The sequence below is a fragment of the Trinickia sp. EG282A genome (assembly GCF_040965455.1).
GTDB lineage: Bacteria > Pseudomonadota > Gammaproteobacteria > Burkholderiales > Burkholderiaceae > Trinickia > Trinickia symbiotica.
This window is the reverse complement of the sequence record NZ_JBFRCC010000010.1, coordinates 15,285-40,066: the sequence shown is the minus strand read 5'-3', so window position 1 is coordinate 40,066 and position 24,782 is coordinate 15,285. Positions and strand designations below refer to the sequence as shown.

At 59.1% G+C, this 24,782-nt stretch carries 26 protein-coding genes and 2 pseudogenes; 5 read left to right on the top strand and 23 right to left on the bottom strand.

Annotated elements, in window-relative coordinates; all coding sequences use genetic code 11:
- Positions 1 to 6 precede the first annotated feature (6 nt).
- The 11 genes from AB4Y31_RS30270 to AB4Y31_RS30220 all read right to left on the bottom strand — a co-directional run bounded on the left by AB4Y31_RS30270 (position 7) and on the right by AB4Y31_RS30220 (position 8,673).
- The gene (locus AB4Y31_RS30270) at positions 7 to 1,182 is read right to left on the bottom strand and encodes a type IV secretion system protein (RefSeq protein WP_102607316.1); all 1,176 of its coding nucleotides are present in this window, start codon (positions 1,180 to 1,182) and stop codon (positions 7 to 9) included.
- Positions 1,179 to 3,617 (bottom strand): VirB4 family type IV secretion/conjugal transfer ATPase, encoded by a 2,439-nt coding sequence (locus AB4Y31_RS30265; RefSeq protein ID WP_368677234.1) that lies wholly within the window; start codon positions 3,615 to 3,617, stop codon positions 1,179 to 1,181. Before AB4Y31_RS30265 ends, AB4Y31_RS30270 begins: the two co-directional genes overlap by 4 nt.
- A gap of 1 nt (position 3,618) precedes the next feature.
- A complete protein-coding gene (locus AB4Y31_RS30260; protein ID WP_368677233.1) occupies positions 3,619 to 3,939 on the bottom strand; it encodes a type IV secretion system protein VirB3 in 321 nt (106 codons plus the stop codon).
- Positions 3,940 to 3,956: 17 nt separating this feature from the next.
- Positions 3,957 to 4,298, bottom strand: a complete 342-nt coding sequence (locus AB4Y31_RS30255) for a TrbC/VirB2 family protein (RefSeq protein ID WP_368677232.1) — start codon at positions 4,296 to 4,298, stop codon at positions 3,957 to 3,959.
- Between the two features lie 52 nt (positions 4,299 to 4,350).
- Positions 4,351 to 4,995 (bottom strand): lytic transglycosylase domain-containing protein, encoded by a 645-nt coding sequence (locus AB4Y31_RS30250; RefSeq protein ID WP_102607320.1) that lies wholly within the window; start codon positions 4,993 to 4,995, stop codon positions 4,351 to 4,353.
- On the bottom strand, positions 4,995 to 5,474 hold the full coding sequence (locus tag AB4Y31_RS30245; protein WP_368677251.1) for a hypothetical protein: 480 nt from the start codon (positions 5,472 to 5,474) through the stop codon (positions 4,995 to 4,997). Before AB4Y31_RS30245 ends, AB4Y31_RS30250 begins: the two co-directional genes overlap by 1 nt.
- Positions 5,475 to 5,810: 336 nt before the next feature.
- Complete coding sequence (locus AB4Y31_RS30240) at positions 5,811 to 6,098, bottom strand: hypothetical protein (protein ID WP_102607322.1); 288 nt, start codon at positions 6,096 to 6,098, stop codon at positions 5,811 to 5,813.
- Positions 6,091 to 6,324, bottom strand: coding sequence for an AlpA family transcriptional regulator (locus tag AB4Y31_RS30235; protein ID WP_102607323.1), 234 nt, complete (start codon positions 6,322 to 6,324; stop codon positions 6,091 to 6,093). Before AB4Y31_RS30235 ends, AB4Y31_RS30240 begins: the two co-directional genes overlap by 8 nt.
- Before the next feature lie 117 nt (positions 6,325 to 6,441).
- Positions 6,442 to 7,005, bottom strand: a complete 564-nt coding sequence (locus AB4Y31_RS30230; protein ID WP_368677231.1) for a hypothetical protein — start codon at positions 7,003 to 7,005, stop codon at positions 6,442 to 6,444.
- A gap of 233 nt (positions 7,006 to 7,238) precedes the next feature.
- A complete protein-coding gene (locus AB4Y31_RS30225; RefSeq protein WP_368677230.1) occupies positions 7,239 to 7,643 on the bottom strand; it encodes an ACT domain-containing protein in 405 nt (134 codons plus the stop codon).
- 145 nt (positions 7,644 to 7,788) lie between these two features.
- Positions 7,789 to 8,673: an HTH-type transcriptional regulator ArgP gene (locus AB4Y31_RS30220; protein ID WP_368677229.1), complete on the bottom strand. Its 885-nt coding sequence runs from the start codon at positions 8,671 to 8,673 to the stop codon at positions 7,789 to 7,791.
- A gap of 817 nt (positions 8,674 to 9,490) precedes the next feature.
- On the opposite strand from AB4Y31_RS30220, the gene AB4Y31_RS30215 reads away from it, so the two are divergent.
- Positions 9,491 to 10,438 carry a fatty acid desaturase gene (locus AB4Y31_RS30215; RefSeq protein WP_368677228.1) on the top strand — a complete coding sequence of 316 codons (948 nt, stop codon included), beginning with the start codon at positions 9,491 to 9,493 and terminating at the stop codon, positions 10,436 to 10,438.
- On the top strand, positions 10,435 to 11,754 hold the full coding sequence (locus AB4Y31_RS30210; protein ID WP_368677227.1) for a sodium:solute symporter: 1,320 nt from the start codon (positions 10,435 to 10,437) through the stop codon (positions 11,752 to 11,754). Before AB4Y31_RS30215 ends, AB4Y31_RS30210 begins: the two co-directional genes overlap by 4 nt.
- On the opposite strand, the gene argP is transcribed toward AB4Y31_RS30210, so the two are convergent.
- The 5 genes and pseudogenes from argP to hutH form a co-directional block, all read right to left on the bottom strand.
- Positions 11,669 to 12,592 carry an HTH-type transcriptional regulator ArgP gene (argP, locus tag AB4Y31_RS30205; protein WP_368677226.1) on the bottom strand — a complete coding sequence of 308 codons (924 nt, stop codon included), beginning with the start codon at positions 12,590 to 12,592 and terminating at the stop codon, positions 11,669 to 11,671. The genes AB4Y31_RS30210 and argP overlap by 86 nt on opposite strands.
- A gap of 130 nt (positions 12,593 to 12,722) precedes the next feature.
- Positions 12,723 to 14,099 carry a formimidoylglutamate deiminase gene (locus tag AB4Y31_RS30200; protein ID WP_368677225.1) on the bottom strand — a complete coding sequence of 459 codons (1,377 nt, stop codon included), beginning with the start codon at positions 14,097 to 14,099 and terminating at the stop codon, positions 12,723 to 12,725.
- A 19-nt stretch (positions 14,100 to 14,118) separates the two neighbouring features.
- A pseudogene (locus AB4Y31_RS30195) lies at positions 14,119 to 14,262 on the bottom strand (imidazolonepropionase); the annotation flags it as partial.
- Positions 14,263 to 14,281: 19 nt separating this feature from the next.
- Positions 14,282 to 14,418, bottom strand: a pseudogene (locus AB4Y31_RS30190) (histidine utilization repressor); the annotation flags it as partial.
- Positions 14,415 to 15,938, bottom strand: a complete 1,524-nt coding sequence (gene hutH, locus AB4Y31_RS30185) for a histidine ammonia-lyase (protein WP_368677250.1) — start codon at positions 15,936 to 15,938, stop codon at positions 14,415 to 14,417. The pseudogene AB4Y31_RS30190 and the gene hutH, both read right to left, overlap by 4 nt.
- 254 nt (positions 15,939 to 16,192) lie before the next feature.
- Here hutH and AB4Y31_RS30180 point away from each other — a divergent pair, with 254 nt between their 5' ends.
- From AB4Y31_RS30180 to AB4Y31_RS30170, 3 genes are all read left to right on the top strand, one after another.
- Positions 16,193 to 16,615, top strand: coding sequence for a hypothetical protein (locus tag AB4Y31_RS30180; RefSeq protein WP_368677224.1), 423 nt, complete (start codon positions 16,193 to 16,195; stop codon positions 16,613 to 16,615).
- Positions 16,615 to 17,160, top strand: coding sequence for a hypothetical protein (locus AB4Y31_RS30175; protein WP_368677223.1), 546 nt, complete (start codon positions 16,615 to 16,617; stop codon positions 17,158 to 17,160). Before AB4Y31_RS30180 ends, AB4Y31_RS30175 begins: the two co-directional genes overlap by 1 nt.
- A 336-nt stretch (positions 17,161 to 17,496) precedes the next feature.
- Entirely contained in the window at positions 17,497 to 18,285 is a 789-nt protein-coding gene (locus AB4Y31_RS30170) for a MurR/RpiR family transcriptional regulator (protein WP_199189659.1), read from the top strand.
- Positions 18,286 to 18,462: 177 nt separating this feature from the next.
- Here the strand turns inward: AB4Y31_RS30170 and AB4Y31_RS30165 are convergent, their stop codons facing one another.
- The 7 genes from AB4Y31_RS30165 to AB4Y31_RS30135 all read right to left on the bottom strand — a co-directional run bounded on the left by AB4Y31_RS30165 (position 18,463) and on the right by AB4Y31_RS30135 (position 24,720).
- The gene (locus AB4Y31_RS30165; RefSeq protein WP_368677222.1) at positions 18,463 to 19,551 is read right to left on the bottom strand and encodes a dipeptidase; all 1,089 of its coding nucleotides are present in this window, start codon (positions 19,549 to 19,551) and stop codon (positions 18,463 to 18,465) included.
- Between the two features lie 89 nt (positions 19,552 to 19,640).
- The gene (locus tag AB4Y31_RS30160; protein ID WP_368677221.1) at positions 19,641 to 20,756 is read right to left on the bottom strand and encodes a muconate/chloromuconate family cycloisomerase; all 1,116 of its coding nucleotides are present in this window, start codon (positions 20,754 to 20,756) and stop codon (positions 19,641 to 19,643) included.
- 30 nt (positions 20,757 to 20,786) lie between these two features.
- Positions 20,787 to 21,452, bottom strand: a complete 666-nt coding sequence (locus AB4Y31_RS30155) for a GntR family transcriptional regulator (RefSeq protein ID WP_102607386.1) — start codon at positions 21,450 to 21,452, stop codon at positions 20,787 to 20,789.
- 127 nt (positions 21,453 to 21,579) lie between these two features.
- Positions 21,580 to 22,455 carry a transporter substrate-binding domain-containing protein gene (locus tag AB4Y31_RS30150; RefSeq protein WP_368677220.1) on the bottom strand — a complete coding sequence of 292 codons (876 nt, stop codon included), beginning with the start codon at positions 22,453 to 22,455 and terminating at the stop codon, positions 21,580 to 21,582.
- Between the two features lie 41 nt (positions 22,456 to 22,496).
- A complete protein-coding gene (locus AB4Y31_RS30145) occupies positions 22,497 to 23,276 on the bottom strand; it encodes an ABC transporter ATP-binding protein (protein WP_368677219.1) in 780 nt (259 codons plus the stop codon).
- The gene (locus tag AB4Y31_RS30140) at positions 23,273 to 23,998 is read right to left on the bottom strand and encodes an ABC transporter permease (RefSeq protein WP_107154277.1); all 726 of its coding nucleotides are present in this window, start codon (positions 23,996 to 23,998) and stop codon (positions 23,273 to 23,275) included. Before AB4Y31_RS30140 ends, AB4Y31_RS30145 begins: the two co-directional genes overlap by 4 nt.
- A complete protein-coding gene (locus tag AB4Y31_RS30135; protein WP_368677218.1) occupies positions 23,998 to 24,720 on the bottom strand; it encodes an ABC transporter permease in 723 nt (240 codons plus the stop codon). The genes AB4Y31_RS30140 and AB4Y31_RS30135 overlap by 1 nt, the downstream gene beginning before the upstream one ends.
- Positions 24,721 to 24,782 lie beyond the last annotated feature (62 nt).

Below are 24,782 nucleotides of genomic sequence, written 5' to 3'. Positions count from 1 at the left end.
CTCACTTCAACTGCTGTGTTGCCCGAGATTTGCGCGCGCAACGCGCTCGTACGCCGGCACGGCTCCACCGCCTGAGGTCCCCGATCCGCCGCGTGGCCCGCCTCCCGAACCCGTGCGGTCGCGGATCGTGCCACCGGAACGCGGCCCTTTTCCCCCGCCGGTGAACGCTCGTGCAAGGGCAGCGGTGACCCGACGCGATGCGACACCTGCGACGAACGCTCCGAAGCCGGATAGCGTTGCGCCTCCGGATAGGCCTGCAGCAACAGACGGCAACTGCCAGCCGACCATCGCCAGAAAAATCGCTGTTGCAAACAAGCCGAGCGCGGCGCCCCACGCGGCCGACGCCTCGAGCGCTGCCTGGCCTGCCGCCACGAGCGCCGCTGCATTCGCGCCGGGCGGCGATGTCGTCACCTGAAACGGCGCGAGTTCCGCCGAAAACGCCGTCAGGGCCATGCCGAGGAACGCAGCCACGAGGATCTGCAGGAGGGCATAGTTCGCGACCTTGGCGGTCCACGCCTCGAAGAAGCGCGCCGTCGGGGCGAATGCCGCGCAGGCGATGAAGACCGGGCCGATGCCCAGCACAAGATCGAGCAACATCCGCCCCATGACAACTTCGAAGGCAAGTACGATCAAAAATATCGAACCGCCCAGCGATGCCACGAAGCCGCACACGATGTCGCCAATCCCCGCCACGATTCCGGCGAGACTCAGCCCCTCGTGGGTCGCCTTAACCGCATATGCGTCGAGAACGAGATCGACCTGCTGGTCATAGCAGTCGAGCGTCTGATAGATGGTCGTGGCGCTAGTCGCCGTAATGCTGTCGCCACTGACGGGACCGCATCCCGGATTACCCCCGCCGGTCGTGTTCGCTGCGTTCTGGATCGTCTGGGCAAGTCCGGCTGTGGCACCATTGACCGCAGTCACCACCTGCTGCTGGTAAACGCCGCCGGTTAATGCGAACGCAAGAATCGCGGCGACCTTCAGGCCTCGCCACGCAAACGCCTGAACCGCCTCGTGCGCCTCCCCGCGCACGATAGCAAGGCCATAGGCCAGCACCCAGATAGTGACGCCCGTGGTCACGGCCGGAACGAGCGCGCCGGACAATGCTGACGACACGTTCGTCACGTAGGTCGACATGCCGTTCTCGAGTGTGCCGCCGATGGCAGTAAAGATTCCGCTCATCGCGCACTCCTCGCCTGCGCGCTGCGCCGCTTCGCCAACTGTTCGTGGAAAACTGGCAACCACACGTCCGGATCATCGCCCACCCGCGCGCGGATCCCATCGAGCAGTTCCACGTTGTCCGTTGTACCCGACAGCACATCGAGGACATCTCCCAGCCCGGAGAGATCGAGCTTTCCAATGGCCGCGCGATGCCCTTGCTTGACGAGGAACATGCGGCTGTTCTCGCCGAGACTGCGCACGATGTTGAATTCGGCCTCGGTGAGCTTGAAGCCATGCACATAATCATCGAAGTCCGCGCGCGGATTCGGCAGGAAAAAGAACGTGGCGCTCTGCTCGACGAGCGCTCGCGCAATGTCACTACGCAACACGTCAGATGGCGATTGAGTATCGAATATGCCAAACCCGTTCTGCTTGCGGATCGTCTTCTGCTTGTTTTTTGCGAAGTCGGTGAATACTGGATCGTCAAGCCGCTTCCAGAATTCAGTCATCACGTAGACAAAGCGCCGGCCGTCGATGAGATTCTCGGTAAGGTGCAAGAGGTACATCGTGACCGGGGTCGAAACTTCAGCGTCATCGAGCAGTTCGGTGTCGTCGAATCCGAATAGACGCGCACGCGAAAAATCAATGCGATCACTCAGGTTGTCGAGTACCCAGCCGAGCCGGCCGCCTGCGCACCATTTGGCGAGCCGCGCGTGCAGGCTGTTTTCACCGACATTCGGGAGGAGTTGCCTGACCATCGATAGACGCCGCATCGGCTTCGCCATGCGCGCGACCTCGCGCACGGCTCGTGAGATGACCATCTCGTCGTTGGCGGGCAGCGGTACGCCGGTGCCCACAAGCTTTCGTACAAGGCGCTCCCAGAAGTCCAGCACCGACTCGCTCGGCTCCAGTTGAAACGGGTTGAGGCCAGTCGGCTCACCGCGCCGGAGCACGGTGTATGTGCCACCCATCGCGCGAATTGCGATCTCGGTGCCGCGATCCTTGTCGTACAGTACGGCGGTCACGTTGTACTTCATCGCCATCGCAAGCAGGAACAGCTCAAGCACCGTCTTGCCGGCGCCGGCCTGACCGATGATTTGCGTGTTGGCGAGCGCCTTCTCGTCGAGCGAGTCGAGTTTTTCCGGGGTGACGTGGAAATTCAAATAGAGTGGCTGGCCACTGGGCGTCTTGACGATGGTGATCGCCTCACCCCACGGATTACCATCGCGCTTGCCGGTGGCGAAGTTGTGCAGGCTGGAAAGCCCGCAGAAGTTGCGTGACGTCAGCTTCGCCTCGCGTGGGCGATAGCGCCAATTGCCGGGCAATTGCGCAAACCACGCGGCATCGGCAACAAGATCGATCAGCGCCGTCTGGAAACCGGCATCGGCCAGTTGGGTGCGCGCCTTCGCCACGTTCGCCGATACTGCGTTCAGCGTATCGCCGAGCACCGCAAGCGAGTAGTGGTACTCGCCCAGTACGAAATCGCCATTAACCAGATCGTCGAGCGCCTGATCCATCGCCTCGACTTGTGACACGGCGACATCCTCACCCGCGATCAGCTGATTGCGCTGCCGCTCGAGTGCCTCTTTTGCGCTCGGTTTGTCGAGGATCGTAAAGCTCTGCGTTTCGATGTACTCAAAGTCCCCATAGAGCAGACCGTTGAGCATGCCCGGCTCGGTGTCTTCCGGGTAGTCTTTCAGATCGAGCATCGCCGCATAACGAGTCTCACCGGGCATGCGGATCTCGAGCTTTTCGGCGCCGACAAAGAGGCGCGCCGTGGGCAACGCTTCCCTTATCGGCCCCGATGGAACGGGCTGCATCTCCCACGTTGCATTGACGAGATAACCCAGCAGCTCGAGTGCGGAGGAATACCGGCGCGGGCGCGCCGCATACGGACTGGGCTTACGGAAGACGCTGAGCGCCACCGGATCGTACGGTGTCAGCGCTGCGTCGACCTGCTCAGCGAGTTCGCCTATGACCTTGAGCGCTTCATACTGGTCGCGCCGAATATCGTCGAGCGTGCGACGTGCCGCCCGACTGAACACGCGACCCAGCCGGGTTCGGCTCGGCCGGTAGACGAGCGTCAGATACAGCTCATCGGCCATCATCCGGTAGCCAGCAAAACTCGCGTAGTAGCGGATGGCGAGGTCCTGGCAAAAGCTGTTCGCGTACGGACTGATGAAGTGATCCGAGACGCGGCGACGCAAGCGATGCGACCAGAGCGACACGTGCCCACCAGGCAGTCCGCGCACGAGCTGGTTGAAGCCATCATGCCGCACGAGGATGTCCGCCGCATCGGCCGCCTCGAAGGCAATGCCCGCGATCTTCCAGATCTGGAGATAATCGCCTTCACGCGTCTTGATGACGTGATCTGTCACATGCGTTGAGTAGGGAATGTAGTCGGCAACCGGGACTTCGCGATTCGCGATGGCGGCAAGTTGCTGCGCGGCTGTCATGTCACACCCTCCTCTTGAGGCGGACAGGAACGTATGAATGGGTTCCCCAAAACTGGCGGTTGCGCTGTTGCAGCCGCATACGGAATCTCAGCGCATACTGAGCGAGTCGTTGATCGTCGCGGCGCGTCATTACACGCATTGTTATGTACACCGGTCCAATGAGAAAGACGATCGCGACGCCCAATGGGGGACTTACGAGCAACGCCCAGATGGCCGGAATCAGCATGCCGCCGCCGGCGATCAGAAACGGCACGAGCGGCACGCCCCATAGCGTCGCGGGACGGGTACAGCCCTTGAAGACGGGATCCTTGAGCGAAGTCATGATTTGACAGCCTGGTTTCAGCCCGCCGGGATCAGCATGCCGGCGATTACCGTCGCACAGCCAACGAAAAGGCCACCGATGAACACGTTCGCGATGTCACCGAAGCGTGCGTGCTGGAACATCATCCTGAAGCCCGCCCATATGATCGAAATGGAGCAGATCACGCCGCCGACGCCCAGCAACGTGGTCTGGATAGTGCTCAACAGCGTGTTCACCTGCGAAAGCTGAGCCCACGCGGGCGATGTCACGAGCAGCGCAGGAATCACCAGCGAGATGGCTCTCGCAATTCGCCGGCTCAGATCGGACCGACACGAGGACGCCTGGTGGCGCCATCCCTTGAGTCGCTTTTCGGGATTCATCGATTGCTCCCACTTACCTGCTACTTCGATTACCGTCACTTGTCCTGACGCGCTAAAAGATCACTGCGGTTTCAACGTGCTCGCCGCCCTGCTCAACCGGCGACGCGTCGCTTCGGCCCGTTCGTCGCGGCGGATCCGTCGCGCTCTTGGGCCGAATGGGCCCGCGCGACATATCGGAGTTCAGAGGTACGACGCGGATCGGCGCAATGGCCGGCACCGCGTCGGGCGAGACTCGAATCGGCAGTCGCGCGTTATCCATGACGCGCTGCACGTAACCGGTGCGATAACCGGTCGAGAAGTCGCCGGTTGCATAGCAGGACAGTCCTGCACGCAGCGCGAGTTGCGGCTCGGCGTACTCATGACGCGCTGAGGCAAAGCAACCCTGGAGAATCGCCGCGCCAGCCGCGAGGTTGCGGCAAGGATCGAACGAATCACGCGCGGTCAACCAATATCTGGACCAATTGGCGCGGCTGACCTGTGCGAGCCCAACGCTGTAACGCCAGCCGGCGGCCTCCAAGGCACGCGCGGTAGCCGTTGCTTCAGCTTCGCTTGACGGCTGCCGTACGAGCCGTCCATGCACGACACCTATCGCATACGGATTGAATCCCGACTCGGTGCGTACCACCGCCGCCATGGTGATCGGCGAAATCTGCGGGGCACACTGAGATGTGAGGGCCAGGAAGTCGAGCGGCATGATCAGTGCCCTCCGCCGAATCCGCTCTCCTCTTGCTCAATGAGCTTGAGGAAGAGAGCCGCAGATTGCGTCGGGTCGTAGGGCACCTGCGTGCTGCCCGGACCATAGAATTCGGTAATCGACGGGCCGCGCCCGCCGACGTCCCACCAGACACGCGTGTAAAGCTGGTTGTCGATCTCGACGTTGATCGCGCCGTCCGCGCGGCACAACAATTCACTTTGCTCGGGACCGCCCCAGTACAGGAGCTCTTCGCGGCAATATCCGCCGCTTGCGAACGTGTTACTCACGGACGTGCCACGTGATCCACCGGTGCCAAAGTCGCAGGTCGGAAACGGATCACCGTGACGCAACGCGCGCCAGAGCCGCTCCATCGGTGGCACGCACTCGCCGTACTGTTCGGGGCCACCGGGATTCGAGAGGCAAAGAATGACCTGACAGCCCCAGTCGTCAGCGCGTGCGTCCTCTGACATGCACACAGCCATCGAGGCGGAGACCGTCGCGCCGATCAATGCATGGCTCAAGACCACACAGATCCTCGGAATGCGAACCTCTTTGCAACTTGTCAGACTCGTCTTCATGATCCGTCTCCCATCGATAGCCACCGATGTACCTAAACGGACGCCGAAGAAAAAGGAACCCGCGGCGCCGGGAGGCTGACCGCGAGTTCAAGGGGGATCGGAGACAACGACAGAAACCACGAGGGCTGGGTGAATTGAGGCTGTCGTCGCCGCGCATACACGTCGGTAAATCGGGGCCGCTAACGCGCACTCGGTCGTGCTGTTGAATCTCGACCGGAACAGATTGTCAGGGTCTCTTAGCTAATTTCGTTTCGCCGACAACAGGCCCGCCAGCGCGTCCTTCGCTGACGCGAGCTCAAGCTCGTATCGACGCCATGGGCAGCGCGGGATCTTCAGTCTTCGGCAGATGACCTCCCGGCCGGCGCGCCACAGATAGGCCATGCGCAGCAATTCCATATGGCGCGGTGCCAGCCGCTGCCAGGCCTGCTCGACGAGCGCCGCGTCTACCGGGTCGTAGTGACCACGGTTCACACTGGCCCAGTTGTCCAATCGCGCATCGACAGAAATAGCTGCCTGTTGTTCAGTCATCGACCGCCTCCTGGTCGTTCGAACATGCACGGTATCCGGCGGGATCTTCTAGGAAGTTTTCGATATCGGTGGCGCGCCAGCCGACGGCACGGTCCCCGAGGCGGATGGGGCGCGGAAATGTGCCCTCCTGCATTCTTTGGTATATCGTCGAACGCTTCAGTCCAACTTCGTTCTCAACCTGGGCACGCCGCAAGATAGCGCCCGCGGCCCGCAACTGTACTGGCATGTTCGACCTCCGACTGCTTTATCCGAACAAATTGCTGCATGGGTCCCATTAAAGCAGTGCAGTGGCCTGACGGGCAATTCCGTCATGCTGTCGGAACATCCCGTCGGAGAACGACTATCAGCGGTGGCGGCCATCAGATTCGCTGGCAAAATCCGGTCTAATTGCCGCGGCGAACGTCTGGGCGCTTCGCGAAGCTTCGCCATTAGCTTGGCCTTTGAGGCCCAGCTTGTCGTCAATGGCACGTGCAACGGTGGAGGATTTGGGGGGCCGCTCAGGGTCCCATTCCGTCCAGTGCTCTCGCATTACGTCAAAAAGTGCCTCGAGTGTACGTGTCAAATGAGGAAGGTGCACAACCACGCCTCCGGCGGGATGTTCATCAGCACACGCGTGCGTAGAATCGGATCTTCGTCCATCGACTTTTGGTTGTGTACCCGCGTCAGAAAGAAACGACCGGTCGAGCTTGCGCTCAAGATGCGACGCCCAGACTTGATGCATCAGCACAGTGCGAGCAAGGGCAAGTTCGAGCAATTTAATGCGACGATCACGCTTTCGAAGGCGTTCATTGAGGCGCATAATGAGCGCCTTGACCTCCTCAGTTTGTCGAGGTGAATGGCTCGTACAATGTTGCTCATTCGCTTCGTACAAACTCGGGGCCGGCCGGTCATCGGTCGATTCAGACATGCTTGCTGCTCTCCAGCTTTGAGCGAAATAGGCACATAGGCTGCGTCGCGGAGTATGCCTTGACGCGATCGCCCGACATGCTACCGTTTGCCCTTTGATGGTCCACAATATCTGATTTTCTGACGAATTTATTCAATACATTGTGTTCGCGCAAGTTGTAATCGACCGCCTTCAAGTTATCTTTCCACCGACAAGGAAAACTAACGGGCCGTCCGTGGACTTCGGTTGCCAAGCTACAATTCAGTGGCTGACGCGGCTATTTCATGCAGCAATGTCATTGCCTCGCCAGCTCGTTGGACCGGTACGAGCAGATGATCGTGGCAATACCCGGCGATCACGTTGCATGGAATCTCGGCTTCCGCCAGTTTGCGGCTGATGACAGCGATAAGTCCAATCGCTTCCAAGCTCGAGTGAACTGTCAGCGTTATGAGGCGGGCATCGAACGTAAACGAAAGGTTAAGGCCCTCGGCATCCGAGCGTTCCACGACGGCCGTCAGCCCTTCTCGCTCGCGCATGGTGCAAAGGGTCCGCAGACCGCCTGGTACCAGGAAATCAGGAAAGGAGCAATAGACGTAGATGGCCTCATCCATATACGGATTGAGCGTCGCACACAGTCTGATCAGGTTTTTTTCGCCCAACGTTCCTCTCCATAATTGTTTGTACCGTTACGCTAACCGGCCAAAATGCTGCGCGATCTTGTATAGGTGGCTCCCGATGAAAGTGAAGTGCTCAAGGGTTAGTCGTCGGCAGTACTGGCCTTTGCCGGATTCACGACATCGCCGCTCATTGGATTAAAACTTGACGCGCCTGACGCATCACCACGTCGCTGATCATCTGTGCGTTGGGCGGCGCCGACTTCCAGTGATGCCAATAGAGCTTAACCGACACTCCGTGGTTCGGCGCCAGCGGCACGAGATCGCCGGACTGAATCAATGGACCGATCTGGAAAGTCGGAACGAGGCCATATCCGACGCCTGCCAGGATGGCGGTCAGCAGGGCGTCTGGCGACGGGAAGTAATGCGTGGCATAGCCGGTCACCGGAAAGCCAAGCAACTGCTCCAGAAACATCGCATGCAATGCATCCTTCCTGTTGAACAATACAGCGGGAGCAGCAAGAATGTCTCGCAGCGTCATGCCATGAAGAAAGTTCAACCGAGCGAAGGACGGTGTAGCAACGCACTCGTATTCCATCGCTCCGATCGGCTCGGCAATGAATCCGATCGGAGCGACGCGCGCTGTCGAAACACACCCCATGGCCTCGCCGCGCGCAAGGACTGCCAATGTGTGATCTTGATCATCAACGATCACTTCGAGCGCTACGTTCTCTTTTGCGATGGCGCAGGCGACTGGTCCGAACCACGTCGCCAGAGAGTCGGCGTTGACGGCAATACCGAGCCTCGCCCGGCTTCCGGCACCCGGTTTTATTCGTTCAAGAGTGTCGGCCTCCAGAAGCTTTTGCTTTTGTACGTGCTCAAGCAGCCTCTCGCCCGACGGAGTCAGCATCATGCCTTTGCGAACCAGTAAGGGCGTCCCGAATCTTTCCTCGAGCGAGATGATCCTTTGCGAAACGGCAGCTCTAGAGATGTTCAATATGCTTGCCGCCCGAGCATAGTTCCCGGTTTCGACGACGACAGCAAAGGTCTGGAGCTGTTGGGGATCGAAGTTCATGACGCTCGGAAATGTGCTGTCCCAATTTTGGATGAGCGGGTCCTGGGATCAAGGGAACCGCCAGAAATGGATGAGCATCATCTGCAGTGCCTCATCTGACTTGCGAAGGCTAACTCCATAAGGCAGCAGCCGATCGTGCGCCTGCCCTCGAATGGAGGCTCGAATCCCGCTGTCGCTCGCCCATCGGCAGGTCTACGAAGCCACGGAAATGTCGTGCTGCGAATACTGAAGACAATAAGTCTAGCGACACAGCATTGCCCTACAGCAATGCAGAGCAGTGCGGTGAGTTATAGTGCTCAAGAGCCCGTCGTTCGCATTGCCGGGCGGTCCCGATCTGGGGGGAAAATGCGCCAGTAACCGTCCTGGTGACGAAAGAAGAACAGCGATACAGGGCCTCCTGTTCTTACTGTTTCGACGCACACATAGCATTGGCGTCGGGATCGCCCCCTTCTGAACTCTGTGACGCGAATGCCCTTCTGGGGATCCGGGGCGAGCCAATCCTCAACTATCAAACGCAACGAGCTTCGTCCAGTAGCCATTGACCTTCTCTTCGTAGGAACTCGTACCACCGTTCTGCCTGATCCGCAGCAATTGTCGGACTGCACGGATCGAAGTTTCCAACTTCCAATTCCGGACACTAGGTTAGCGGGAAGGCATCCCTCATGCATGCCGCTGTCGATAAATCAACGCCGCTCAAATTTTCGCAGCAGCTTAGCGACGGCTCGATTGTTTCCTAAGATCAAGGCTCCGTTGCCGCCCGCCTTCACTATGTCTCCTGTTCCCCAGGTGGAATGAGCAACGACGAAGGAGGTTATCGATGAGTCATCGCGCCGTAATCCACGATCAGGATGTCATCCGCTCCGCATTTCGAGATTGGAGCAACGCTTATCAGGAGATGACGTCTCGTGACCTGTTCAGGGTAGCCGTCGACCTCGTCTTTGACTGGTCGAGCATCGCCGTGGCGATGGTGCTTTTGCATCGGTTTGGCTGGTGGTCGTGCCCAGCAACAATCGTTTGGGTCGGAAACCGGCAGCGCGCGCTGGGAAACCTTCTTCACGACGCCGCGCACCGGAATTTTGCACGATCGACCCGGATTAATGACGCAATCGCGCGGCTCTTTATTGCGCCCGCGCTGTTCAATAGCCTCGCCGTCTATCGTGAGCAACACGCGCGTCATCACGCATGGCTCGGTGATTCGAACGCCGATCCCGACTTTATCGCCGTCCATCAGCAGCAAGGTGATACATGGCGAAGGCCGTTTCGCAAGGTACTCCTGACGCCAGCCGCATGGTCAAGCTCGACGTTCGGCCATCTGCATCAGCCGAAGATCAGTTGGTCGCGGCGAACGGGGATAGCGGGATGGTGGACAGTACTGTTATGTGTCACGGCACTTGCACTGGGCCTTCATGCAGCGACTCAGTTTTTTGGAGTGTGGATGCTGGCCAGAGCCACTGTCTTTCACGCAATCACCACCTTTCGCGAGCTGTGTGACCACTTCGGCCGACGCCCCAGTGGCATATTTAATTACACGCGCGACGTCTGTTCACACGGCATATGGCGATGGATCATTCATCCGCACAATAACGGGTACCATCTGACGCATCACCTGATGCCCTCGGTTCCCTACCATCGGCTGGCCAACGCCCATTGCCAACTGTTGCAGCTGCCGACCTTCAGTCGGGCCGCCACAGTATGTCATTCATACTTTCGCGGTCCCGACGCGGTGGTCCGCGAATGGGAATATGCCATCGGGGAGAAGCGATGACTCAGCGCAGGCTGGATGCCATCCGTGTGGGCGCACTTTTAGTGTCGGCCAGCTATGGTGTCGCGTTCCTGCTTGGCTCCGGAGAGATGGCGATCCATTCCGGGATGGCAGGTAGTCTTTATGCGATCGCAACGGCCTTGGGCATGCTCGCGCTCGCGGTGGCCGCACCCGCTCTCTGGCGGGGACGCGAACCGATTTGGAAGGTGCTCGGTCAGCGCTACGGACCCGCAGTCCGTAAGCTGGTGGCTTCCCTGTCGCTCTTCTGGATGACCGGGGTCGTCGCGGCCCAAATCCATGGCGGCATCGCCGTGCTCAAGGCGAGCGGACTTCCGGAAACCCACGCGCTAACGTTAATTGCGATCGGGCTGCTGGTGATAGCTTCCATTGAACTGGAATTGGCAGCGATGCTTTTGGCGTTCGGCCTCCTGGGAACCAACCTCGCCCTCCTGCATGTATTGTTCGAGTGGAACGGCCTGGCTGTGTACGTCCATGCGTGGCCATCCTTCATCCGCGACGTGCGCGTCGCGCCTCGGGCTGAGACGCTGGTCACCATCGCCGCGATCATATTTCTCGTCGTCACGGGGTCCGACTATCAACAGTTCTTGATCGCGGCACGTCGCCCAGCAGATGCTTCATTGGGCTGCGGGCTTGCGGGTGCATTCCTCCTGGCTACCGGATTTCTTCCAGCAGCAACGGTCGTCGCAGCGCTTCGTGCGGGAAAACTGTCGGGCCTAACTGATGCCGCCAGCGCCATTCCCTCGATCTTGCTACAAACCGGCGAGCCGATAGGGCTGCTATGCATTGGCGCCATTCTTCTCGCCGCGCTTGGCTCAGGAACCGCAGTCATCCGTGCGATGAACCGCGCACTTGAAGACCTGCATCCCACGAGCAGTGGACACGGCCACGAGTGGCGAATGCTGATCATTTTGATTGGGTGCGCTATCGCAACTGACGGTGAGGCTATCGTCTCAACCATCGTTTCGCTTAACATTGTCTATCTTTCGGCCGTCGGATTACTGTTTATCCTGCATGAAACCGGGTTTTGCGTGACACCGCGCTGTGCATCTCTGATGCTGCTCTCTGGAGCCACGACGTCCCTGCTCGTCATGGCGCTCCACTGGACCGGCATCGCGAAATTGACCGACTGGCTCCCTCTTCCAGCGGGGCTTGCTGCATCCGCATGCCCTCTTTGTGGACTGCAAATCAAACTCTTTCGCCGCAGTGTCCGATTCATGAGGAGCGCGCAACGGCGTCTTTGGCCATCCGAGCCGGCTGGATCAGACTCCGACGGGCGCCATGAACGATCAGGGCGTTGAGCTTCGCCAATGGTTCGGACTCCGACCCCCAGTGATGCCAATAAAGATCGACCATCAGATCGTGCTCTGGGGCAAGAACGACTAGCTTGCCGTGGCCAATCAGCGGCTCAGCCTGCATTGCTGGCACCAGTCCATAGCCAAGACCGTCGAGAATCGCGTTGAGCAGCGATATTGGTGATGGAAAATAGTGCTTGACGTACTTACCTACTGCCACCCCAAAGCGCGACTCGAGGAAGGTATCGTGCAAGGTGTCCTTTCTGTCAAATAGTACGGCTGGCGCCTTTAGCACATTCGCCAGAGCCATACCACCAGCAAAATGCTCGCAGGCAAATTTCGGAGTGGCGACATATTGATAGCGCATCTGCCCAACTGCCTCGGCCAAAAAACCATCGACGGGTCTGTGCTGCGTCGACAAACATCCTTTCACGTCACCGCGGACCAACGCTTTGAGCGTGTGATCCTGATCGTCCACGACAATCTCGAGAGTCACATGCAGCCTTGCAAGCTCCCGCGCGACCGGCTCGAACCAGGTTGCAAGGGAATCGGCGTTCACGGCTAGGGCAACTGCGGTCGTCGCCAATGCGTCGGGCGTCAGCCTCCGGAGCAATGCGTCCTCCTGTAGCCGGACAGACATGAGATACCGCAAAACATCCTCTCCAGCTTTCGTGAGCGCAACCGTTGGCTCGCGGATCAGCAATAACTCTCCCAGCGATTGCTCAAGCACCTTGACCCGTCTGGTAACCGCTCCGGAAGAAATGTTCAGGCTGGCTGCGGCCTTCCGGAAACTGCGATGCTCTACCACCGCGGCGAACGTCTCTAGTTGGAGCATGTTCAACATGACGCCCTCTCGAAAGGCTATGTGGATGCGTGCGCCGATGCCACCCACGTCAACGGCACGCGAGAGCGCACCCGCACCAGGTTTTCCGCAGCGGCGTAACCGCCACGCGGCACGCGCCGGGGGCCGCGTGTCAGCACAGCAGTTGCGCCAGTGCGGCGCGGTAATCCGCATATGCGGCGGCTTGATCGCGATGGCAGCGTTCGCGCACCACGCATTCGCCGCCCGTGTAGACGTCGCGCACCGGCGTGTCACCGTGCTCCGCGAACACTGCGCCAGAGAGCCACGCGTCGCTCTCGTGCTCGGCAATCGCCGGATGATCTGGATCGAGAACTAGCCAGTCGGCGCGGCAACCTTCTCGAAGCGCGCCGATGCGCCGCCCGCTTGCCTGCGCGCCACCGGCGAGCGAGGCATTGAACAGGCGGTCCGCGGCGTAGGGCCGCGTATCGCTCGCGAGGACGTTGCGCAAACGATTTGCCAGCCGCTGCCCGTATTCGAGCAGGCGCAGCTCCGCACGCCAGTCGACCGCGGCATGGCTGTCGGAACCAATGCCAATCGCGCCGCCGTGCGCGAGATAGTCGACGGCCGGGAACATGCCGTCTCCGACATTTGCCTCCGTCGTCAGGCACAGCCCCGCGACCGCGCCGCTCCGCGCGAGCGCGGCGGTTTCGTTCGCATCAGCGTGCGTCGCGTGCACAAGGCACCAGCGCGCGCTGACATCGAAGCGGTCAAGCAGCCACTGCACGGGCCGCACGCCGTGCTCGCGCACGCAATCGTCGACTTCGGCCGTCTGCTCGGCGACGTGGATATGCACGGGCGCGTCATCTGGCAGGCAGTCGAGCAGCGCACGCAGACCCGCCTCTGACACCGCGCGCAGCGAATGCGGCGCGACACCGTAGCGGAGCGCGCCGTGTTCGGGCTCCGCTTCGCGCAGTGCATCGAGCAGCCCTAGCAATCCATCGAGCGTATTGATGAAGCGACGCTGATCGTCGCGCGGCGGTTTGTTGCCGAACCCGCTGAACTGATAAGCGACCGGCAGCATCGTGATCCCAATCCCCGCGTCGCGAGCCGAGCCGACGACGCGTGCGCCGAGTTCCTCGATCCGCGGATAGCGCGAGCCGTCCTGCGCATGATGCATGTAGTGGAATTCGCACACCGACGTGTAGCCGCACTTCAGCATCTCGACATACAGCCAGCGCGCGATCGCCGCGAGCGCGTCCGGCGTGATCTTCAGCGCGAAGCGGTACATCAGGTCGCGCCAGCTCCAAAAGCTGTCGGAAGCGTTCGCGCGGTATTCGGTGAGTCCAGCCATCGCGCGCTGGAACGCGTGCGAATGCAGGTTTGGAATGCCGGGCAGCACCGGGCCCGCCGCACGCGCGGCGCAGGCTGGTGCATCTGTGTCGGGCATCACTTCGGTGAGGGAGCCTGCGGCGTCCCAGCGCAGCAGCACGTTGCGCCGCCAGCCATCCGGCAGGTAGGCATGGTCCGCGAACAGCATCGTGTCGGTCATCGTGAGTCCTATCATCCTTCATGCGGCGGAAAGCGGTCGTGCCGCCGCGTACGACCTGCTCCCACGGCGGCCGGCCGATCCAGTAAGCAAGCTGTTGTAGCGAACCGATCGATCATGCGGCGAAGTCCGCCCGCGGCCTACCTCGAGCGCCGTGGCAATCCGAGCATCGCCGCCAGTCCCAGCATGCGGCCGAACTTGAACTTCCGTGCCAAGTCGTTCTCGGACGGCACCTGGTCGCCCTCCGCCCCCTCGCCCCCGCCCTGCGAGTGCAGGCCAGGACGAAATCCAAGATCTCAGACCGGTGCGCTCCTCGGCTCACTGTTCCGATGCGAACGAGAGCGGGCTGATCTTCGCGAACGCGCGCTCACCGACGAGCTTCGCGATTACCGCGATATCCGGCGCGAAATAATGGTCAATCTCATAGTGCGCGACCTTCCCACGGATCGTTTCCATCACTTGTGCGAGCTTCGGGCTCGTCTTGTGCGGCGCGCGCAGATCGACGCCTTGCGCGGCGGCGAGCAACTCGATCGCTAGGATGTGCTTCGTGTTCTCCGCGATGTCGGCAAGCTTCCGCGCAGCGAAGGTCGCCATCGATACGTGGTCCTCCTGGTTGGCCGAAGTTGGAAGCGAATCGACCGAGGCTGGGTGCGCAAGCATCTTGTTCTCCGAGGCAAGCGCGGCCGCCGTCACGTGCGCGATCATGAAGCCCGAGTTCACGCCGCCATCCTTGACGAGGAACGGCGGCAGGCCCGAAAGCGTCGCGTCGATGAGCAGCGCGATCCGCCGCTCGGCGAGCGCGCCGATCTCCGCGGCCGCGAGCGCGAGATTGTCGGCGGCGAACGCAACGGGCTCCGCATGGAAGTTGCCGCCCGAGAGCACTTCGCCCGTATCGGGGAAAATCAGCGGGTTGTCGGAAACGGCATTCGCTTCGACGAGCAACACGTCGGCCGCGTGACGCATCTGATCGAGACAGGCGCCCATCACCTGCGGCTGACAGCGCAGACTGTACGGGTCCTGAACCTTGCCGCAGTCGCGATGCGAGAGGTTGATGCCCGAGCCTTCGAGCAACGCGCGATAAGCGGCCGCCGCGTCGATCTGTCCGCGATGACCGCGCAACTCATGAATGCGCGCATCGAACGGCTTGACGGAGCCGGCCGCGGCATCCACCGACAGCGCACCGGCCACGAGCGCCGTGCGAAAGAGGTCTTCGATTGCGAAGAGGTTGTAAAGCGCAAGCGCCGTCGACGCCTGCGTGCCATTCAGCAGCGCGAGGCCCTCCTTCGCTTGCAGCGTCAGGGGCGCGAGGCCTGCGGCGCGCAAACCGTCGATCGCGCTCGCGCGCTCGCCGCGGATGAACACGTCGCCGACGCCGAGCAGCACGGCAGACATGTGCGCGAGCGGCGCAAGGTCGCCCGACGCGCCGACCGAGCCCTTCACCGGGATCATCGGCAACACATCCGCGTTGAACAGTTTTATCAGCGCGTCCATCACTTCGCGCCGGATACCTGAATGACCGCGGCCGAGACTCGACAGCTTAAGTGCCATCAGCAGGCGCACCGACGAGGACGCCATTGGCTCGCCGACGCCTACTGCATGCGACAGCACGAGGTTCTTCTGCAGTAGCTCGAGCTGGTCGTCCGCAATGTGCGTGCTGGCCAAGCGGCCAAAGCCGGTATTGATGCCGTAGGCCGGCTCACCCTTTGCGGCGATGTCTGCAACGGCCTTCGCGCCCGTATCAATCGCAACAAAGCTATTAGGGTCGATTTGCAGCGAGCCCCTATCGCGCGCGATATCACGCAGTTGAGCAAGGGTCAGCTTTCCCGGAGTCAGTTTCACGATGGTTAACCTCGAATGAATTTGTTCGACACTATACCGGAATGAAATTATACATTCAATGCCTCCCTTGACGCTGAGCTAGATGGTGCAGACACCAGGCAAGTACTGGCGCTGGCGATCAAGCTTCAACGGGCCGAACACGGTAGGCATCGATGCCAGCATGCCGCACAGCCCGCTTGTTGCGAGTCCGAGAGAATTGTTTTATTCTTATAACGTCATGTCAACATGCATTATTTCATACAAGATGGTTTTTACCTATGTCATCCACCGATCTGCTCGAATTCCACGCGCCGAGAATCGACGTGAAGTTACGGGTTGAGTTGCTCGCAGACCAGAATCCGGACGTTGTAGGCCAAGTTCTTCACCAACTGCCCCTGGACAGCGTACTCGGCCACGTGGTCATCTCTGGCGAAGCCATCTGGCTGCCAACGAAGATTGTGCATCTGGGGAAAAGCAACATGGTTAAGCGCTCGCCCGGCGCCGTCTATTTGTATGCCCCCGGACAAACCATTTGCCTCACCTACGGAAGCATCACCGAGAGCGCGCTCGTCAACAAGTTCGGCCAAGTGCTCGACAGCGACCTCCCCCTCTTGGCCAGGCTCGGTCAGCATGTTTGGGAGCAAACCGTTGTCGAGCCCCGCAAGAACCTTGTCAACATCACTGTCCGGAGGGCTCAGTAATGTCGAGCATCGAGAAATTCAAAGGCAACTGGCGCGAAGCGAAAGCCGAGATTGACCGTCAGGTCGAGCGCGTATGGCTGGCCGAGCCAGAGGAAATTCAGAAGATCCGCTGGGGCATCATCGACAGCGGTGCTGGCAGTGGTCAGCAATCGTTCAGCGTTTTGGTCCATCTCGAGGCGTATCTCATGCTCGTCGGTGCGGACGTGATGTATCGCTTCCTCAAGGTTTCGCAATACCCGGACGTGGAATTGCCCACGCTCGTAAAAATGACGCGCGAGTTCCTCACTGGTACGTTCAACGTCTTCGAGTTCATGACCGATCTTGGGCTCACGAACATGCATCAGATCGGGCAAATGTACAGCGATGCACTCGATACCCTGGAAACGAAAGAGGAATACGTTCAGCTGACCGGCGCCATGATGACGTATGTCGTCCGCATGCACCGCTGGATCCACTTCATCTTTCCGTGGAATCTCGGCGTCGCGTTCCCGCATCGTAAGCCGCACGAAGTCGCCTCAATCGCCGCTGTAGTCGCGGCGGCATAACAGATCGCATCGGTTCTGCGCGCCGGCACTTCCGGCGCGCAAAAGCACTTCGCTGGCAATTCCTCGTTCACTCCGTGACTTCCGCTGCCCGATCTACCACCCCGGTTCGGCCTTCTCGATAATTTGATGAAGTGGTACTTCCGTTCCATAGCGGCACATCTTTTCGGGTAAGATTCTGCTCAGACATCTGACGAATCCTCGTAGAAGTTCCGGAGAACTGAATTGCCTCGCGTAAGCCGCGCCGAACTCACCCGATCCGCGAAGTCGTCGCCTCAAAATGCGGCGGGCTCCACGTCTTTGCGGTCGGAGCTCGAGCGGAGGCTTGAGGGTCAACGCTTGACGCCCGCCCATCGCCGTATCGTTCAAATTATTGTCGACCATGCGTCGGACATCGGCTTTCTGACGAGCATGGAACTGGCCGAACTTGCCAACGTCAGTCAGCCATCCGTCTCGCGCTTTGCCGTTGCTCTTGGATTCGACGGATTCCTGGAAATGCGGCGCGAACTGCGTTCTTACTCGGAGCCCGCGTTGGCCGCTCCAGTGGAGGGCGGCAATAAGTATCAGCTTGCCGCCGTAGCCGAGGCTCGGAATGTTGCCGAACTCGTCGAAGAGCTCGGGGATGCGGAGCGGATTCGAGCTTTCGGCAAAGCCCTCGCCAACTCGAAGCCGCTGCCCGTTCTTGGTATTCGCGCTGCCGCGGGCCTTGCCACACAATTCGGCTATTTTGCGTCCAAGGTGCATCCAGACATTCGCACCATTGTCCATGGTGGATCATTTGCCGAAGACCAGTTGGAACAAGCGCGCGACGCTGGCGCGAATTGGATGCTTGCCTTCGCCATGCCGCTGTATCCGCGGGAAACCATCCACGCACTGCAGTACGCGAAACAGATCGGCTTGAAGATCGCAGTAGTTTCTGACACCGCGTTCCGCGCGCAAGGGGAAATCGCTGACCAATTGCTTACGGCGCGAATTCATTCAAGACTTGTATTTGATTCATGCGCTGCCGGAACTGTGCTCGTTTCGGTACTGCTGGATGCCATGTGCGACGCAATGCCAGAGCGCGCTGAAGCTCGACTTGAGGCGGGCGACAGGTCTTCGCTAAAACGAAAGGTGTTTATCCGCTAATACGCCGCAATCACGGGGCGGGCGGACCTGAGCCATCTGATTCAAAAGTTCGCGCTACGGGAACCAGAACCAACCCTCTGGGAGATGCCAACGACCGCGTTCAAGTACAAGGTCGCTGCCGCAGCGGAGGCGGCGGCGCCGCTTGCCTGGTTCTCAGGGACGCCCACTGCAATATGGTTAATGGCCCCAAACTTGACGCAGGACGCGAAGGTAATTTTCGCCCAACACACCGCGGATGTCAGAGTGTTTCCAGCCTCGACGAAGCAGAGCGTTGGTGATCCCAATGAGATCAGCGTGACGGCGAATGTTGTCTGGATAGGGATCGTAACGATCTGTACGCCCAACCCCGAACACCTCAGGGTTGGTTTCCCGCCAGAACCTCAGGCTCGATTCCGCCGGCGTTTCGTCGGAAGCAAGCCAAGTCGAACACACGTCTGAGCCAATGCCAAGGTGCTGTGGTCCCACCAACTCAGCAACATGCTCCATATGAATGGCCACGTCATCGAATGTGGTAGGTTTGATCTCGTTTGTCCTCGGGTCCCTCTTTAAAAAGCTCGAAGCGAGGCAAATCCCAATCAATCCACCCGTAGACGCGATGCCCTTGATTTGGTCATCTCGAAGATTACGTGGGCTATTACAAATAGCATCGGCATTGGCGTGCGTTGCGAGAATCGGTGCGGCGGCGTTGGCAATCGCGGAATCACGCGTAGGGTTCGCGCAGTGAGAAATGTCGACTGCTACTTTTGCCCTCTCCAACTCCGATAAAACTTTAAGACCAAATCTCGTCAATGGTCCCTGTACTCGCTCACAGCAACCGCTGCCGACGAGGTTCTGGTCGTTGTATGTCAATTGAATTACCTTAACGCCAGCTTCTGCAAACTCCCAAATCATATCCAAATCGTTGCCGATCGGAGCCACGTCCTGAAAGCCAAATGCAACTGCGCATAAACCTTTCTCACGCGCAGCCAGCATGGCTTCTACGCTAGAAGCGAAACAAAGGGCGTCCGAATTCTCGCGAACGATCTTCTTGTATCTTGTGATCCGGTCTCGTGCCTGATGTCGGTCGTGGGGGTAGTGCGCTACCGTGATGATGCCAGCGTTAAGGCCGCCGTCAGCCGCCTCGCGCATGCTTTCGGGATTGTCAAGCGATCCCCATAGCATAAGCCCATCAATGAAAAATGCGTCTGCGTGCAAACGCCTGGCATCCTCACTCGTAGGCAGTGAGGACGGGCCTCGTCCAATGCCTGAGTGTTCTTTAGCGATCATAGATTTCTCCTACGCATGATTGACGTGTCCATCATGCGGGTCATGTAGTAGGCTAGCGTGCTTCGCTCCGGTATTAGCGGGTTAGAACACTAGGGTTTGTTAGAGAGTTGTTCGACCACATGCCAGTCGACCTCGACTGCGAGACCTGGCCCAGCGGGCACCTCGATATTTCCGTCTCGGTACACAATTTCCGTTGACAGGACATCGGAGCTCATCATCAGTGGTCCGGGTAAAGCAGCCCCGTAAGACATGTCCTTAAGTGCGGACGCCGTCTGGAGATACGCAGCCGTCCCCAGCCCGGTATCCATCATGCAGCCCATGTAATATGGCAGACCCGCCGCATCCGCGACCGAAGCGCTTTGTAGTGTTTCCAATATGCCTCCGGCCTTTGCCAACTTCAGCGCAATCATGTCCGCTGAAGCGTTGCGAATGATGTTGATGACGTCGTTGGCATTCATTGCCGATTCGTCCGCCATAATGGCAACACGGCCCTGTTGCTTCAGACGCGCCATCCCGGCCAGGTCACCTTTCGGCAAGGGTTGCTCGAGGACCGTCACCCCCAGATCCTGAAGCCTTGGCAGCGCCCAGTTTGCGGTCATCTCGTTCCAGCCCTGATTGGCATCGAGCCGGATCTGGAAGTTCTCCGGAACGTTGCGCATCAGCGTACGAACCCGCTCGAGATCGGCTGCGGCATCAACGTGGCCAACTTTCACCTTGAAGCGAGAAATTCCAAACCGCTGGTTGACCCCCTGCGCCTCTTCAATTTCCTGTTCAACTACGCCCGATGCCAACGACCAGACCATCGGCACACTCGAACGCCGCCGACCGCCCACCAGTTGTGCAACAGGTACTCCAAGCGCCTGACCGGCGACGTCAAAGCACGCCATCTCAATCGCTGCGCGAGCGAAGGGATTGCCACGCACGGCTTTGCTCATGACGGCGGCAATATCCGAGCATTGAAGCGGATCCCGTCCGATGACCGCGGCAGCGAGGTATTCTTCGATTACCGCACGTACAGAGCTGACAGACTCTTCACTCCACACGGGCCCGCCGGGAATCGAGGCTTCCCCTGCCCCAATCAATCCCTCGTCCGTTTGCAACCGGACGATGACGGAATGAGCACCGTAAAGCGGCCCGGAACTCAGAGTATGATTCCGTCGGTACGGAATGCGGATTTCAAATGTTTCGATAGCAGCAATCTTCATAGTTGCAGTCACCTCAATATTTTTGTGACCCTAAGGACGGCCGCATAGGTCTGAGCCTCGAGGGCCTAGAACATGGCGCCGCATCGTTTCGAGTAACGCCTCACGATTCATGTCCGCAAGGAGCTTGACCATATCGAAGTGCTCTTGCGCGGATCGAGCAAGCATCACGGACGTATTGTTCTCTCGCTGGACTGCCACCGGAATTCGGTCGCGCAGGTCAAAAATCATCTTGACCAGCTCGTCATTAGGGCAGTGACGAAGTAGCCGATGATGAAATGCCCTATTGCAGTCCTCCTGCTCTGCGGCAGTGCCCGAAGCGACGGCGTCGGAAAACGCCTGTGCCAACTGATTAAGAACGAAGATTTCGTCGGCATCCGCTTTCCCAATGACGGATTCGACTGCAGAGGCCTCTAAAATCGCCCGAATCTGCCGAACCTTCTGCAGTCGCTCCTGCGTGAAGACCTGGACCCGGTAACCACGGTTAGGAATAGATTCCACCACGTCTCGTTCGACCAGGTGTTCCAACGCTTGCCGCACATCGAGACGCGAATGGCCATATGCTTGCTCAAGCTCCACCTGCTTGAGCCACGCGCCTGCTCCAAGACGACCCGAGCTAACATCGCGCTCGATCATGTCCGCCAGCTCGCGAATCCGGAATCGCGCTCCACGTTGTCCGTTGCTTGGTAGCTTGCTCATACTTCTACGTGTGTGAAAGAGCGGTCATAGTGACATGTTCGGTTTTGCTGAAGCCGATTCATCCGGGGGTATTGCGCTAGTGAGGAAATCCGGTGCGGCGACAGGAAAACATAGGGAAGGCCCGAAGCTATTGCACCGGGGTCACATCCATGTGGAACGTCTGCTCGGAAAGCCTCTTGATGGTACCGTCAGCCTTGGCCGCACGGATAGCTTGATCGAACATGGCTTTCAACTGCGTGTCGCCCTTGCGCAGGCCCACAGCAGATCCCTTCCCGATCACGCCACCCTGGAAGCATGGACCTGCCAGCACCATGTTTTCATTGCCTGGCTTCGCGGCAGTTCCCTGGAGCGAATCCTTTGAACCAAGCACCGCGTCCACTCGCCCGGCTAGCAAATCCAGGTCACGGGGCTCCTGCGACTTGTACTGTCGGACCGTGACTCCCTTGAGATAGGTCTTTCCAAACTCGACTGACGTGCCGGCAGCTAGCGTGCCTACCACTTTTCCCGAAAGCGCAGCCCTCACTTCAGAAAGTGCTTTCTCGGACGCCGACGCATCGCCCAGTGGAATTATTTTGTCCTCCAGCGGCAGTTTTTTCGCGACCTCACTACCCTTCAACGTTGCGAACACATAACAGAGCGATGCGTATGGGACCGAGAATGCAATTGCCTCTTCGCGCTTCGGCGTAACCGCCAGATCATCGATGATTGCATCATACTTTCCGGCGTTCAGCGCCGGGATCATGCTGTCGAAAGACTGCGCCGTAATCGTGCACTTGACGTGCATCCGATCACAAAGATTGCGAGCCAGATCGATCTCAAAACCGGCGAGCGTCCCATCGGGCTTGGTATAGTTCCATGGTACGAATCCGCCTTCCGTGACAATTCGGACTTCCTTGGGCGGGGTTTGCTCAATAGCTTGTCCGAACCACCCCAAAGCGGCGATGGCGGCGGCCGTCATAGCGAGGAGGATTGAGTGCGAGTGGTGTTTCCTCAAATTTTTCATTTTCCTATCCTGCAAAGTCGTTGATAACGGAACAGCAACGGCTATCCAGCCAAAAACTGCTGAAGTCGCATGGAACGGCCGGAACCGAACACTTCATCGGGGGTTCCTTCTTCCTGGATGGTCCCGCGATCCACGAACACCACGCGGGTCGAGACCTCGCGGGCAAACCCCATTTCGTGAGTGACAATTAGCATCGTTCGGCCTTCCTCTGCCAGCCGGCGCATCACTCGCAGGACCTCACCAACAAGTTCCGGGTCTAACGCTGACGTCGGTTCATCGAATAGCATCAGCGAAGGATGCATCGCAAGCGCACGAGCTATCGCCACGCGCTGCTGCTGACCGCCGGACAGGTGCGCTGGGTAGAAGTTGTCCCGACTGGATATTCCGACTTTTTCAAGAAGTTCACGGGCCTCCTCGATGCATTCCTTGCGCGGTCGACCTTGTACATGGATGGGCGCCTCGATAACGTTCTCGAGCACCGTCATATGAGACCACAGGTTGAAGCTCTGAAACACCATGCCAACACTTGCACGGATGCGGTCGATCTGCCTATGGTCGAAATGCCGCTGTCCCTCCGGGTGGGCGTTCGACAGCTTAATTCGCTCACCGGCAACCACCACTTCGCCCGCATCAGGAACCTCCAGCATGTTGATACAGCGAAGCAGAGTGGATTTGCCTGAACCAGATGAGCCAAGTATCGAAATGACTTCGCCTTCGCTCGCTTCAAGCGAAATACCCTTAAGTATCTCGATTTTTCCGTATTGTTTCCTGATATCCGTGAGTTGCACAGCCTTCGGACAAGGCCGATTAATGGAGTTCATACCGTCTTTCCCTCAAGAAGTGAATCTTGTTCGATCACCGGAGCCCGCAAGTGAGGGCTGAGACGATGCTCGATCCGTCGAACGGTCCGAGTCAGGAGGTAACTAATGACAAGGTAGATGATCCCTGCCGACATGTAGGCCTCGATCGGACGATACGTTTCATTAGCAATGGACGATGCGATACCGGTTACATCCATGAGCGTTACAAGCGATGCCAACGACGTGGCTTTCACCATGACGATGATTTCATTGCCGTACGCCGGCAATGCTTGTCTGATCGCGATCGGGACAATGATCCGGCGCAGCAGTAGGGCTCCTGACATTCCGCACGCACGCGCCGCTTCGAGCTCGCCTCTACGGACAGCCTGCAACCCGCCACGAATAATTTCGCTTGCGTAAGGAGAATCGTTGATGACTAGGGCTACGAGAGCACACCAATACGGCTCACGCAGGAAGGGCCATAAAAAACTCTCCCGAATGGCATTGAATTGACTCAAGCCGTAATAGATCATGAAGATCAGCACCAGCAATGGCACACTTCTAAACAGCTGCACGTAGAACCAAGCAAAAGCCCGAACAGGCGCCGATGGCGACATGCGCAGCAAGGCAATGATGAAGCCGAGTAGTCCGCCGAGAACCACACTGATGGCAGCGAGCCCAACCGTGAGCGGAATGCCAGGTAGCAGTTGAATAAACGTCTGATAGATGAAGGTCAGGTCCATTACGCCCTCGCTGCCACGTTGCGTGAGTAATGACGTTCGAATCGCTGAATAGCAAGAGTCGATACGGTGCACAGGGCAAAATAGATGAGTGCAGCCGCGGCATAAAAGTCGAATGGCAGGCGTGTGGATCCGGAACCGACCTCAGTCTGTCGCATCAGTTCTGCTAGACCGGTCACGGAAAGAAGCGACGACTCCTTCAATGCACTGAGCCAGATGTTGCCCATTCCGGGCAGCGCATAACGCAGCGTGAGCGGGGCGACTATTCTTCGAAAACGCAACCCACGCCTCATCCCGCAGGCGCGCGCCGCCTCAATTTCTCCCTTGTTGACCGCGTTGAAGCCGCCCCGTAGCACTTCGGTGCTTTGAGCTCCCGAGATGACGCCGATCGCGATTGTCCCCGCAAGGAATCCGGGAAAGTTGACGAAGCCCGTTGATCCGAGGAGTGGCTTCAACCACGTCAGTACCGCGCTTCCACCAAAATAGATGATGTAAATTATTAGCAAGTCGGGTAGTCCGCGGACGACAGTGGTGTATGCGTCAGCGATGTCGGCGAGGGGTCTGCGCCTCGCCACCTTTGCCCACGCGCCGAGCGTTCCGAGGACGATGCCAAGCAACATTCCACATGTGGCAACGGCCACAGTAACGGCCGCCCCACCGAGCAAAGTGAGACCCCAGCCTTTCGGCCCGAATCCAATGAGCTGTATGAAGTTGATCTGATTCACGATCACTAAGTCCTAATAGACGTCCGAGCTTCGCAATCAGGGCCGCCATAGTTGAGGACGAC

Bases quoted from the DNA above. Each gene is read 5' to 3' on its own strand.
- AB4Y31_RS30270 (WP_102607316.1), bottom strand. From the start codon at position 1,182: ATGAGCGGAATCTTTACTGCCATCGGCGGCACACTCGAGAACGGCATG.
- AB4Y31_RS30265 (WP_368677234.1), bottom strand. From the start codon at position 3,617: ATGACAGCCGCGCAGCAACTTGCCGCCATCGCGAATCGCGAAGTCCCG.
- AB4Y31_RS30260 (WP_368677233.1), bottom strand. From the start codon at position 3,939: ATGACTTCGCTCAAGGATCCCGTCTTCAAGGGCTGTACCCGTCCCGCG.
- AB4Y31_RS30255 (WP_368677232.1), bottom strand. From the start codon at position 4,298: ATGAATCCCGAAAAGCGACTCAAGGGATGGCGCCACCAGGCGTCCTCG.
- AB4Y31_RS30245 (WP_368677251.1), bottom strand. From the start codon at position 5,474: ATGGCTGTGTGCATGTCAGAGGACGCACGCGCTGACGACTGGGGCTGT.
- AB4Y31_RS30240 (WP_102607322.1), bottom strand. From the start codon at position 6,098: ATGACTGAACAACAGGCAGCTATTTCTGTCGATGCGCGATTGGACAAC.
- AB4Y31_RS30235 (WP_102607323.1), bottom strand. From the start codon at position 6,324: ATGCCAGTACAGTTGCGGGCCGCGGGCGCTATCTTGCGGCGTGCCCAG.
- AB4Y31_RS30230 (WP_368677231.1), bottom strand. From the start codon at position 7,005: ATGTCTGAATCGACCGATGACCGGCCGGCCCCGAGTTTGTACGAAGCG.
- AB4Y31_RS30220 (WP_368677229.1), bottom strand. From the start codon at position 8,673: ATGAACTTCGATCCCCAACAGCTCCAGACCTTTGCTGTCGTCGTCGAA.
- AB4Y31_RS30215 (WP_368677228.1), top strand. From the start codon at position 9,491: ATGAGTCATCGCGCCGTAATCCACGATCAGGATGTCATCCGCTCCGCA.
- AB4Y31_RS30210 (WP_368677227.1), top strand. From the start codon at position 10,435: ATGACTCAGCGCAGGCTGGATGCCATCCGTGTGGGCGCACTTTTAGTG.
- argP (WP_368677226.1), bottom strand. From the start codon at position 12,592: ATGTTGAACATGCTCCAACTAGAGACGTTCGCCGCGGTGGTAGAGCAT.
- AB4Y31_RS30200 (WP_368677225.1), bottom strand. From the start codon at position 14,099: ATGACCGACACGATGCTGTTCGCGGACCATGCCTACCTGCCGGATGGC.
- AB4Y31_RS30180 (WP_368677224.1), top strand. From the start codon at position 16,193: ATGTCATCCACCGATCTGCTCGAATTCCACGCGCCGAGAATCGACGTG.
- AB4Y31_RS30175 (WP_368677223.1), top strand. From the start codon at position 16,615: ATGTCGAGCATCGAGAAATTCAAAGGCAACTGGCGCGAAGCGAAAGCC.
- AB4Y31_RS30165 (WP_368677222.1), bottom strand. From the start codon at position 19,551: ATGATCGCTAAAGAACACTCAGGCATTGGACGAGGCCCGTCCTCACTG.
- AB4Y31_RS30160 (WP_368677221.1), bottom strand. From the start codon at position 20,756: ATGAAGATTGCTGCTATCGAAACATTTGAAATCCGCATTCCGTACCGA.
- AB4Y31_RS30155 (WP_102607386.1), bottom strand. From the start codon at position 21,452: ATGAGCAAGCTACCAAGCAACGGACAACGTGGAGCGCGATTCCGGATT.
- AB4Y31_RS30150 (WP_368677220.1), bottom strand. From the start codon at position 22,455: ATGAAAAATTTGAGGAAACACCACTCGCACTCAATCCTCCTCGCTATG.
- AB4Y31_RS30145 (WP_368677219.1), bottom strand. From the start codon at position 23,276: ATGAACTCCATTAATCGGCCTTGTCCGAAGGCTGTGCAACTCACGGAT.
- AB4Y31_RS30140 (WP_107154277.1), bottom strand. From the start codon at position 23,998: ATGGACCTGACCTTCATCTATCAGACGTTTATTCAACTGCTACCTGGC.